This window comes from Thauera sp. (genome assembly GCF_034003485.1).
Taxonomy (GTDB): Bacteria; Pseudomonadota; Gammaproteobacteria; order Burkholderiales; family Rhodocyclaceae; genus Thauera.
In genome coordinates this window covers 1-10954 of the sequence record NZ_JAVEYL010000055.1, presented here as the reverse complement: position 1 = coordinate 10954, position 10954 = coordinate 1, and the positions used below count along the sequence as shown (strand labels likewise).

The window sequence follows — 10954 nt, the reverse complement described above, 5'->3', positions numbered from 1 at the left end:
CCCGGGAGCCACCGAGCAGCGCGATCAGGAAGCCGGCGACGATCGCCGTCCAGATGCCGGCGGTGGGCGACATGCCCGAGGCGATCGCGAAGGCCATCGCCAGCGGCAGCGCGAGCACGCCAACGGTGATGCCCGAGGAGAGGTCGCCGACGAAGGTGGCCCGGCCATAGCCGGGTAGGGTGTCGAAGAGTTTGGGACGGAAGTCGAGTTTCATGCTGTCTCCGCTGCGTGCTGGTTCAGGACGGGGCGCGAGGCCCAAGCAGCGCCGCCTTCGGATCGAGGGCCGGCGCGAGCGGCGGAGAGGCTCACCCTCGGCCCGCGTGGTGCAGGACGATCCAGCGCTTGGAGGGTGTGAGCGGCATGGCGGCTACTCGGCGTGGATCACTTCACCTTCATGCCCGGCAGCGCGCCGGCGTCGGGTGACAGGATGAATAGGCCCGGCGTGGCGCCTTCGGTGTCCGAGGCTGCGAGCACCATGCCCTCGCTCATGCCGAACTTCATCTTGCGTGGTGCGAGGTTGGCGACCATCACCGTCATGCGCCCGACGAGTGTGGCCGGGTCGTAAGCCGACTTGATGCCGGCGAAGACCTGGCGCGGCTTGGCATTGCCGGCTTCGTCGGTTTCGCCGATGTCGAGTTGCAGGCGGATCAGCTTGTCGGCGCCCTCGACGTGCTCGGCGTTGACGATTTTCGCGATGCGCAGGTCGACCTTGGTGAAGTCGTCGATCGAGATGTGGGGCGACGCCGTCTCGGCCGCCTGCGCGACGTGCTGCTGCTTCTCGGCATGGCGCTGCTGCGAGGACGCCGCCTTGGCGTCCTTCGCCGGGGTGGCGGCAGGGGCGAGCGACTCGCGGTTGGCCTCGAGCAGGGCATCGATCTGCTTGCGCTCGACGCGCGTCATCAGGTGGCTGTACGCCTGGATGGCGTGGCCTTCAGGCAGCGGCGCCCACTCGCCCCGCCAGTCCATCGCCGGGATGGCGAGGAAGGCCTCGACCTGCGCGGCCAGCGCCGGCAGCACCGGCTTGAGGTAGCGGGTGAGGTCGCGGAACATGGTCAGCGCGGTGCTGCACACCGCATGCAGGCGGGCCTCCTGGCCTTCCTGCTTGGCGAGCTCCCACGGCTTGTGGTCGTTGACGTACTGATTGGCGACATCGGCCAGGCGCATGATCTCGCGCAGCGCGCGGCTGTAGTCGCGCTCGTCATAGGCGGCGGCGATGCGACCCTCGGTCCAGGCCGCTGCGAACTCGGCACAGGCGGCGGCATCAACTTCGCCCAGCTTGCCGTCGAAGCGCTTGCCGATGAAGCCGGCGCAGCGGCTGGCGATATTCACGAACTTGCCGACGAGGTCGGCATTGACCTTGGCGATCATGTCGTCGAGGTTGAGGTCGACGTCTTCCATGGTGCCGTTGGATTTGCCGGCGAAGTAGTAGCGCAGCCACTCGGGGTTGAGCTTCTGCGCGATGTAGGAGTGCGCGGTGATGAAGGTGCCGCGGCTCTTGCTCATCTTGGCGCCGTCGACGGTGAGGAAGCCGTTGACGCACAGCTGGCTGGGGGTGTTGTAGCCGGCGAACTTCAGCATCGCGGGCCAGAACAGGGCGTGGAAGTAGAGGATGTCCTTGCCGATGAAGTGCACCATCTCGGTGCCGGCGGCGGCGGCGCGGGCGGCGTCGGTGTAGTCCTCGATGGCGATCGTCTCGCCCGCGATGGCGCGCCTGGCGGCGAGGTTGCGGAAGCTGGCAAGGTAGCCGATCGGCGCGTCCAGCCAGACGTAGAAGTACTTGCCCGGCGCGCCCGGGATCTCGAAGCCGAAGTAGGGCGCGTCGCGCGAGATGTCCCAGTCGGAGAGCTTGTTCTCGCCTTCCTCGCCGAGCCACTCCTTCATCTTGTTGGCGGCTTCCATCTGCAGGCGGCGCTCGCCGGCGGTGTTGGTGCCGCGCGTCCACTCGCGCAGGAAGGCGACGGCGCGCTCGTCGGAGAGGCGGAAGAAATAATGCTCCGAAGTCTTCAGCACCGGTTTGGCGCCGGACACCGCGGAGTAGGGGTTCTTGAGCTCGGTGGGAGCGTAGGCCGCGCCGCAGGCCTCGCAGTTGTCGCCGTACTGGTCGGCCGCGCCGCACTTGGGACATTCGCCCTTGATGAAGCGGTCGGGCAGGAACATCTCCTTGACCGGGTCGTAGTACTGCTCGATCGAGCGCGTGTCGATCAGGCCGCCGGTCTTCAGCTTGCCGTAGATGTCCTCGGCGTAGAAGCGGTTCTCGGGGCTGTGCGTGGAGTGGTAGTTGTCGAAGGCGACGCCGAAGGCGGTGAAGTCACGCAGGTGTTCGCCATGCACGCGGTCGATGAGCTGCTCGGGGGTGAGGCCTTCCTTCTCGGCGCGCAGCATGACCGGCGTGCCGTGGGTGTCGTCCGCGCAGACGTAGTGCACCGAATGGCCCCGCATGCGCTGGTAGCGCACCCAGATGTCGGCCTGGATGTAGCCCACCAGGTGGCCGAGGTGGATGTCGCCGTTGGCGTAGGGCAGGGCGTTGGTGACGAGGATCTTGCGAGACATGATGTGTGCGGACGGGCCTGCTGAATAAAGTCAGGAGTTTAACAAAGCGGGCGCCCGCACTGTGGTCGCGCGCAAGGATCTGGGTCTGCTCGCGAATCGGGTGCTCCGGGCGCCTTCTCTTCATGAACACGTCCTCCACGGCGGGCAGGGGGCGGTTGGATGCACCTGATGCTCAAGGTTGCCGGCTGAGGATCAGTTCTACCCGACGGTTCCGCGCGCGTCCTTCATCGGTGGCGTTGCTGGTGAGCGGGTCAGCTTCGCCATGGCCGTCCGCGCTCAGGCGTTCCAGCGCGATGCCGCGCTGGCGGAGGTGCTCGGCGACCGCTTCGGCCCGGGTGATCGACAACTGCAGATTGACCATCTCGCTGCCCTGGCTGTCCGTATGGCCGACCACCTTCACCGCCGCACCCCCTTCGCCGGCGAGGACGGCTGCGAGCGTATCGAGCGCCTTGGCCAGGGGTGGGCGGATCTCTGCGCTGCCGCTCGCGAACCCGTCGGGCACCGGAATCTGCAGGCGTAGCCCCTGGCCTTCGGGGCTGCCGATCTCGATGCCGTGCACCTCGGCGGTGGCCGTGAGCAGGCGCTGGTGGAGCGCCGGCCAGTCCGGCTCGGGCGTGCTCACGCGCACGAGTGCATGGCGATTGACCGGGTCGGTGGGTTCGGGGGCGGGGAGGGTCGCGCAGGCGCCGAGCAGCAGGGCAGAACCGACAAGGGGGAGGAGACGGCAGCAGCGTTGCGTATTCATGGAGGGCGTGGATGGATGCCTCTTGGGGGACGCCTGCCGTGGCAAGGCGTCGCGCCAGATCGTGGGTGCAGCGGAACTGCAGGAATAAACCCTGTTCAGAACGCGGGTGAGCGAATGCTCCCGCTCCGGTATGATTCTGCCGCTTTCACCCCGCAGCGGGTGCACCGATTTTCGAGGAAAACGCGATGAGTCTTGATCAGCAAACCGTAAACGAAGCGCTCAAGCAGGTGATCGACCCGAATACCGGCAAGGATTTCGTGGCTGGCCGCAGCATCCGTAACCTGAGCGTCGAGCACGGCACCGTCCGTTTCGATGTCGAGCTCGGCTATCCGGCCAAGAGCCAGCATGAGCCCATCCGTGCCCTGCTGAGCGAGGCCGTGTCGAAGCTGCCCGGTGTCCAGCGCGTCGAGATCAAGGTGACCAGCAAGGTCGTGGCGCACGCGGTGCAGCAGGGCGTGAAGCTGCTGCCGGGTGTGCGGAACATCATTGCCGTCGCTTCGGGGAAGGGTGGCGTGGGCAAGAGCACGACTGCGGTGAATCTCGCGCTGGCGCTGTCGGCCGAAGGCGCTCGGGTCGGCATCCTCGACGCCGACATCTATGGTCCCTCGCAGCCGCAGATGCTGGGCATCGGCGATCAGCGTCCGGTGTCGGCAGACGGCAAGACCATGATCCCGCTGCAGGCCTACGGACTGCAGGCCATGTCGATCGGCTTCCTGATCGACCCTGATACGCCGATGGTCTGGCGGGGGCCGATGGCTACGCAGGCGCTGAACCAGATGCTCAAGGACACCGCCTGGGACGATCTCGACTACCTCGTCATCGACATGCCGCCGGGCACCGGCGACATCCAGCTCACCCTGTCGCAGAGCGTTCCGGTGACCGGTGCAGTCATCGTCACCACGCCGCAGGACATCGCCCTGCTCGATGCGCGCAAGGGCGTGAAGATGTTCGAGAAGGTGGGCGTGCCCATCCTGGGTGTGGTGGAGAACATGAGCATCCACATCTGTTCGAAGTGTGGCCACGAGGAGCACATCTTCGGCCACGGCGGTGGCGAGAAGATGTGCGCGGATTTCAATGTGCCCTTCCTCGGCGCGCTTCCGCTGGATATCCAGATTCGCAGCGAGGCCGACGGTGGCTCGCCGACGGTCGTCGCCGACCCCGAGGGGCGCATCGCCTCCACCTACAAGCAGATCGCGCGCCGGGTCGCGGTGCGCATCGCAGAGCGCTCGAAGGACATGACGCACAAGTTCCCGAACATCGTCATCAAGAGCACCTGAACCCGGGTGCTTCCGGGGCGGAGCGCCACGGCGGCCGTCCCGGTGTGCGGTGCAGCAACAATGCCGTGGCGAGGTCTTTCCCCGCTGCAGCGCTTGTCCTACACTACGCCGCTTTTACGACCGGCCCTGCTGCCGGCCGCAACGCACTCCGCTGGAACCCGCGCCCATGTCCATCAAGTCCGACAAGTGGATCCGCCGCATGGCCCAAGAGGCCGGCATGATCGAGCCCTTCGCGCCGGAGTTGGTGCGCAGCAACGACAGCGGCCGCATCGTCTCCTACGGCACCTCGAGCTACGGCTACGACGTGCGCGTGGCAAACGAGTTCAAGATCTTCACCAACATCAACTCGACCATCGTGGACCCCAAGGACTTCGATGCGCGCAACTTCGTCGATTTCACGGGCGACGTCTGCATCATCCCGCCGAATTCCTTCGCACTGGCGCGCACGGTCGAGTATTTCCGCATTCCGCGCAGCGTGCTGACAGTGTGTCTGGGCAAGAGCACCTACGCGCGCTGCGGCATCATCGTGAATGTCACCCCGCTCGAGCCCGAGTGGGAAGGCCACGTGACGCTCGAGTTCTCCAACACCACGCCGCTGCCGGCCAAGATCTACGCCAACGAAGGCGTGGCGCAGATGCTGTTCTTCGAGTCGGACGAGGTGTGCGAGACCTCTTACAAAGATCGCGGTGGCAAGTATCTTGGCCAGACGGGCGTCACCTTGCCAAAGATCTGAAGCGACGACGCGCAGAGACGATGCATCCACGGGGCCGCCTGACGGCCCCTTGTACTTTTCCGAAGCACTTTCGGTAACGCGCAGGCAACCCACGACGGCTACCCTGCCCATTTTGTCCGTCCCGCAAGGACACCGCTGGAGAGGACCAGGATGAGATTTCACTTCCCCATCATCATCATCGACGAGGATTTCCGCTCGGAGAACACCTCGGGACTGGGGATCCGCGCGCTGGCGAAGGCGATCGAGGACGAAAGCATGGAGGTGCTCGGTGTCACCAGCTATGGCGACCTGACCTCCTTCGCGCAACAGCAGAGCCGCGGCTCTGCCTTTATCCTGTCGATCGATGACGAGGAGTTTTCCTCGCCCGAGGCTTCGGCCAAGGCGATCGCCGACCTGCGCGCCTTCGTCGTCGAGATCCGCTTCCGCAACGCCGACATCCCGATCTTCCTGCATGGCGAGACGCGCACTACGCGCCATATCCCCAACGACGTGCTGCGCGAGATGCACGGCTTCATCCACATGTTCGAGGACACGCCGGAGTTCATCGCGCGCTACGTGGTGCGCGAGGCGAAGAACTACCTCGATTCACTGGCGCCGCCCTTCTTCCGCGCACTGGTGCACTACGCGGCCGACAGTTCGTATTCGTGGCACTGTCCGGGGCACTCGGGCGGGGTCGCCTTCCTGAAGAGCCCGGTGGGCCAGATGTTCCACCAGTTCTTCGGCGAGAACATGCTGCGTGCGGACGTCTGCAACGCGGTGGACGAGCTTGGTCAACTGCTCGACCATACCGGTCCGGTGGCGGCCTCGGAGCGCAATGCGGCACGCATTTTCAACTGCGACCACCTGTACTTCGTCACCAACGGCACCTCGACCTCGAACAAGATGGTGTGGCACACCACGGTGGCGCCCGGCGACATCGTCGTCGTCGACCGCAACTGCCACAAGTCCATCCTCCACTCGATCATCATGACAGGTGCGGTGCCGGTGTTCCTGACGCCGACGCGCAACCATTACGGCATCATCGGCCCGATCCCGCTGGAGGAGTTCTCGATCGAGAACATCCAGAAAAAGATCGAGGCCAACCCCTTCGCTCGCGAGGCGAAGAACAAGAAGCCGCGCATTCTGACGATGACGCAGTCGACCTACGATGGCGTGGTCTACAACGTCGAGACCATCAAGGAAATGCTCGACGGCCAGATCGACACCCTGCACTTCGACGAAGCCTGGTTGCCGCACGCCGCCTTCCACGATTTCTACGGCGACTATCACGCGATCGGCGCGGATCGTCCGCGGTGCCGCGAGTCGATGGTGTTCTCCACCCAGTCGACCCACAAGTTGCTCGCCGGCCTGAGCCAAGCCTCGCAGATCCTGGTGCAGGACTCGCAGACTCGCAAACTCGACCGCGACATCTTCAACGAGGCCTATCTGATGCACACCTCGACCTCGCCGCAGTACGCGATCATCGCGTCCTGCGACGTGGCGGCCGCGATGATGGAGGCACCAGGCGGTACCGCGCTGGTGAACGAATCACTGTCCGAGGCGGTGGAGTTCCGTCGGGCGATGCGCAAGGTGGACGCCGAGTTCGGCGAGGACGAGTGGTGGTTCAAGGTCTGGGGGCCGGATTATCTCGCCGAGGAAGGCATCGGTCATCGTGACGACTGGACCCTGAAGGCGGGCGAGCGCTGGCACGGCTTCGGCAACCTGGCCGAAGGCTTCAACATCCTCGACCCGATCAAGGCCACGATCATTACCCCGGGTCTCAACATGGACGGCGACTTCGCCGAACATACGGGCATCCCTGCGGCGATCGTCACCAAGTACCTGGCGGAGCACGGCATCATCGTCGAAAAGACCGGCCTGTACTCCTTCTTCATCATGTTTACCATCGGCATCACCAAGGGCCGCTGGAACACGATGGTGACCGAGTTGCAGCAGTTCAAGGACGACTACGATCGCAACCAGCCGTTGTGGCGGGTGATGCCCGAGTTCATCGCCAAGCACCCCCGTTACGAGCGCGTCGGCCTGAAGGATCTGTGCAACCAGATCCACAGCTTCTACAAGGATCACGATGTTGCCCGACTGACCACCGAGATGTATCTCTCGGACATGGTGCCGGCGATGAAGCCTGCCGATGCCTTCGCGAAGATGGCCCACCGTGAGATCGAGCGTGTGGTGCTCGACGAACTCGAGGGCCGCGTCACGGCGATGCTGGTCACGCCCTATCCGCCGGGTATCCCACTGCTGATCCCGGGCGAGCGCTTCAATGCCACGATCGTGCGTTACCTGAAGTTCGCGCGCGACTTCAATGCGCGCTTCCCCGGCTTCGAGACGGACATCCACGGTCTGGTCAAGGGCGAGGACGGCCGCTACCACGTCGATTGCGTGAAGGGCTGAGCGCTGGCGCCCGGGTACCCGGGCGCTTCGATTGAAGAAGGAAGAGGGGCCGCGGATTGCGGCCCTTCTTCATGGTGTGTGGTGTCGGGGGCTCAGCGTCGCCGGTACTGCACGAAGTCGAAGTCGTACTCGTTCTCTTCGTCTGCGCTGCGCGCTTCGCGCCGGTCTTCCACGAATTCGGACAGATCGAAGGGCGGGAAGTGCGCATCCCCTTCGACGTCCGCCCAGACTTCGGTGAGCTCCAGTCGGTCAGCCAGGGGAAGTAAAGTGTCGTAAAGCTGCGCGCCGCCGATGACGAACAGCGTGCCGCTGTCAATAGCGGCTGCGATCGCAGCCTCCGGGCTGGCAAAGACTTCGGCGCCGTCGGCGTTGAAGTCTTTGCTGCGGGACACCACCATGTTGCGCCGCCCGGGCAAAGGACGTCCGAGCGATGCCCAGGTCTTGCGCCCCATCAGGATGGGGTGCCCCATGGTCAGCGCACGGAAACGCTGCAGATCCGCCTTCAGCCGCCAGGGCAGGCCATTGTCGCGGCCGATCACGCCGTTGCGCGCGACGGCGGCGACGATGACGATCTCGGGGGTCTTGTTCATATGGCCACCGGAGCCTTGATATGTGGGTGCGGGTCGTAGCCCTCGAGGCTGAAGTCCTCGAAGCGGAATGCGAATATGTCCTTGACCGTCGAGTTGAGCCGAAGTTGCGGCAGCGCGCGCGGCGTGCGCGACAGTTGCTCCCGCGCCTGATCGAGATGGTTCAGGTAAAGGTGGCAGTCCCCGCCTGTCCAGATGAAATCGCCCGGTTCGAGATCACACACCTGTGCCACCATGTGCGTCAGCAGCGCGTAGGACGCGATGTTGAACGGGACGCCCAGGAAGATGTCCGCACTGCGCTGATAGAGCTGACATGAGAGCCTGCCCTTTGCCACGTAGAACTGAAAGAGTGCGTGGCAGGGGGGAAGCGCCATGCGGTCTACCTCCCCCGGATTCCAGGCCGAGACGATGTGGCGGCGGGAGTCCGGGTTGCTCCGGATGCCATCGATCAGTCGGGCGATCTGGTCCACGCGGGTGCCATCGGCGTTCTCCCAGCGGCGCCACTGCTTCCCATAAACCGGGCCAAGCTCACCGTCCTCGTCTGCCCATTCGTCCCAGATCGAGACCCCGTTTTCCTTGAGGTAACGGATGTTGGTGTCGCCCTGGAGGAACCAGAGCAGTTCATGAATGATGGAGCGGGTGTGGAGCTTCTTCGTCGTCAGGAGTGGAAAGCCTTTCTGCAGGTTAAAGCGCATCTGCCAACCGAACACCGACACGGTACCGGTTCCGGTTCGGTCGGTCTTGCCGTCGCCGTGCTCGAGCACGTGGCGCATCAGGTCGAGGTACTGTTGCATGGGGGCCCTCGCAAAAGCCTCGATTCTAACGGGTGAGTACCCGCTCCTGCCATTTGAGCCGCGGCGTCGCGACAGCCTATATGATCTGGACATTGCGCGGCTGCGAGGCGCAGAATGCCGCAAACACATCAGCGGGTAGGGTGTGCCCCTGAGCGGCGTCCTCTGCCCGCCCATTCGGAGACCGTCTTGCACGCCCCCAGGCCTCTCGATTATTCCCCTGTTGCCGTCTTTGCCGGTGCCGGAGACGCTGTTGCCGGCTTTCATGCAGCGGCGTTCGCGTTGCGCTCGCTTGCCGGACCCGGTCATGAGAGCGCGGGGGATGCAGCATTCGGCATCGTCTGTAGCTATGGCGATGCCTTCGGAGATGCTGTCGCTTCCTCTGCTCCGGGAGCCGGTGCCGGGCGTGTTCGGGATGCGGGATGGGCTGTGCGCTGGGTGGCCAGCGTACGTGACTGCGCGATCGCCTTGAGTGATGCGTACTGGGCGTCGTGCAGGGCCGCGGATGGTTCGGCGCCCGCTGCGTACCGCCTGCGTCTGGCGTCGAGCGCTGCGGAAGTGGTCAAGTGGTCCGCCTGCAGCCGAAGCCGCCCGCCCCTGGATGTATGGGGGCGTCTGGCCGTTCTCTTCACTGACGCGCCCGAGTCGTATGGACGACTGGTCGGGGGCGACCTGCCGGGCATCGGGCGAGAGTATCTGCGTGCGATCGCTTACCATAGCGCGGGTCTTGACCAGATGGTGCTTGATACGGCGCTCGCGGCCTGCGCATTGATCGACCGTGCGCTGCCCTTCATCGAGTTGTCCCGCAAGAAGAGTCTGCCGCTCCAGTATGTGGTTTCGCCACCGGATGCGCCGATGCCGGAGCGCCGGGCGGGAGAGCCGTCGTCGGGAGCGTGGCATTTCCAGGCGGACGCTGCAGGCGAGCTTCTGCGCGGATTCCGGGAGGCGCTCGAGCGTGGGGAAGTGCCGGCAGCACTTGCGGGGCAACCCCTTCCGGCACTGCACGATGCCGTCGAGGCGCTCCTCCGTAGATGGTCTGCGGACCCGCCCGTCCGTCTGCGTCGACGCTTCCCTCAGGAAGCCGAGATCGACGTGACGCATGGGTTCGAGAACTGCCTTGCCGTACTGGATGAGCGTGCCTCAACCTCACGCCAGAGGTGCCGCACACTGGACTTCAGCCATAGCGGCTTGCACTTTTCCATGGACCTTGAACCCCCGGGGGGCTGGCCTGACATCGGAGGGCTGGTTGCTGTGCATTTCGTAGATGGGCAGGGCTGGCAGCTTGGGGTCGTCCGCCGGCTTGGTTTTGGGCAGCCGCTGACGGACCTTGGTATCGAACTGATTGCGCGTAAACCGCAGGCTGCGGATCTCGATGACGGGCGCTCGCCGGTGCGCTGCATTCTGTGCGACGAAGTATTGAAAGGGGAGTTGGTGCGGGTGGTGCTGCCATCCGACTGCGAGTTCGTATCGGAGCGAGTCTTCCTGCGCTCAGTTGCGGGCTTGTTCACCCTGCGCAAGCTGCAGCAGGAACTTGTCGAGCGAGACTATCGTATCTGCACCTTCCAGGTGCTCTGATCCGCCCGAGTGGATCGCTTAGGTTTTTGTGCAGATAGTGCTTGACGTTGTTTCTGCTAGGTCTATAATGCGCACCTCTTCAGCGCTGCAGCGGTTTCTTCGGAAGCGGGGTGCGGGGTTGAGGGGGTTGAAGCGGGAGGTTGTTGGGCGGTGGATCGGGTCTTGGCGGTGAGCCGGGGCGTTAAAAAAGATTCACGAAATGCTTGACAGGGATTAGGTGGTTGATCATAATCTCGCTTCTTCGCTGCCGGGTGGCAGCGGTTCTTTAAAAAGTCGAACAACCGATAAGTGTGGGTGCTTGG

The 10954-nt window shown here is 64.5% G+C and carries 9 protein-coding genes; 4 read left to right on the top strand and 5 right to left on the bottom strand.

Going from position 1 to position 10954, the window contains the following annotated elements; all coding sequences use genetic code 11:
- From RBT54_RS17445 to RBT54_RS17435, 3 genes are all read right to left on the bottom strand, one after another.
- Nucleotides 1–214: SulP family inorganic anion transporter (locus RBT54_RS17445; RefSeq protein ID WP_320368287.1), on the bottom strand; the 214-nt coding region annotated here is incomplete at its 3' end.
- 167 nt (nt 215–381) lie between these two features.
- Nucleotides 382–2550 carry a methionine--tRNA ligase gene (metG, locus tag RBT54_RS17440; RefSeq protein WP_320368286.1) on the bottom strand — a complete coding sequence of 723 codons (2169 nt, stop codon included), beginning with the start codon at nt 2548–2550 and terminating at the stop codon, nt 382–384.
- Nucleotides 2551–2722: 172 nt separating this feature from the next.
- Nucleotides 2723–3295, bottom strand: a complete 573-nt coding sequence (locus RBT54_RS17435; RefSeq protein ID WP_320368285.1) for an OmpA family protein — start codon at nt 3293–3295, stop codon at nt 2723–2725.
- Between the two features lie 185 nt (nt 3296–3480).
- Here RBT54_RS17435 and apbC point away from each other — a divergent pair, with 185 nt between their 5' ends.
- The 3 genes from apbC to RBT54_RS17420 all read left to right on the top strand — a co-directional run bounded on the left by apbC (nt 3481) and on the right by RBT54_RS17420 (nt 7699).
- Entirely contained in the window at nt 3481–4572 is a 1092-nt protein-coding gene (gene apbC / locus RBT54_RS17430) for an iron-sulfur cluster carrier protein ApbC (protein ID WP_320368284.1), read from the top strand.
- A 166-nt stretch (nt 4573–4738) separates the two neighbouring features.
- Complete coding sequence (gene dcd / locus RBT54_RS17425) at nt 4739–5305, top strand: dCTP deaminase (RefSeq protein ID WP_048705906.1); 567 nt, start codon at nt 4739–4741, stop codon at nt 5303–5305.
- A 150-nt stretch (nt 5306–5455) separates the two neighbouring features.
- Nucleotides 5456–7699 (top strand): arginine/lysine/ornithine decarboxylase, encoded by a 2244-nt coding sequence (locus RBT54_RS17420; RefSeq protein ID WP_320368283.1) that lies wholly within the window; start codon nt 5456–5458, stop codon nt 7697–7699.
- A gap of 92 nt (nt 7700–7791) precedes the next feature.
- Here the strand turns inward: RBT54_RS17420 and RBT54_RS17415 are convergent, their stop codons facing one another.
- Together RBT54_RS17415 and RBT54_RS17410 are read right to left on the bottom strand one after the other, a co-directional pair.
- The gene (locus RBT54_RS17415) at nt 7792–8289 is read right to left on the bottom strand and encodes a dihydrofolate reductase (protein ID WP_320368282.1); all 498 of its coding nucleotides are present in this window, start codon (nt 8287–8289) and stop codon (nt 7792–7794) included.
- The gene (locus RBT54_RS17410; RefSeq protein ID WP_320368281.1) at nt 8286–9080 is read right to left on the bottom strand and encodes a thymidylate synthase; all 795 of its coding nucleotides are present in this window, start codon (nt 9078–9080) and stop codon (nt 8286–8288) included. The genes RBT54_RS17415 and RBT54_RS17410 overlap by 4 nt, the downstream gene beginning before the upstream one ends.
- Before the next feature lie 186 nt (nt 9081–9266).
- On the opposite strand from RBT54_RS17410, the gene RBT54_RS17405 reads away from it, so the two are divergent.
- Nucleotides 9267–10652, top strand: coding sequence for a hypothetical protein (locus RBT54_RS17405; protein ID WP_320368280.1), 1386 nt, complete (start codon nt 9267–9269; stop codon nt 10650–10652).
- Nucleotides 10653–10954 lie beyond the last annotated feature (302 nt).

What these genes read in the sequence shown, in the direction of transcription:
- metG (WP_320368286.1), bottom strand. Translation starts at nt 2,550, where the DNA reads ATGTCTCGCAAGATCCTCGTCACCAACGCCCTGCCCTACGCCAACGGC.
- RBT54_RS17435 (WP_320368285.1), bottom strand. Translation starts at nt 3,295, where the DNA reads ATGAATACGCAACGCTGCTGCCGTCTCCTCCCCCTTGTCGGTTCTGCC.
- apbC (WP_320368284.1), top strand. Translation starts at nt 3,481, where the DNA reads ATGAGTCTTGATCAGCAAACCGTAAACGAAGCGCTCAAGCAGGTGATC.
- dcd (WP_048705906.1), top strand. Translation starts at nt 4,739, where the DNA reads ATGTCCATCAAGTCCGACAAGTGGATCCGCCGCATGGCCCAAGAGGCC.
- RBT54_RS17420 (WP_320368283.1), top strand. Translation starts at nt 5,456, where the DNA reads ATGAGATTTCACTTCCCCATCATCATCATCGACGAGGATTTCCGCTCG.
- RBT54_RS17415 (WP_320368282.1), bottom strand. Translation starts at nt 8,289, where the DNA reads ATGAACAAGACCCCCGAGATCGTCATCGTCGCCGCCGTCGCGCGCAAC.
- RBT54_RS17410 (WP_320368281.1), bottom strand. Translation starts at nt 9,080, where the DNA reads ATGCAACAGTACCTCGACCTGATGCGCCACGTGCTCGAGCACGGCGAC.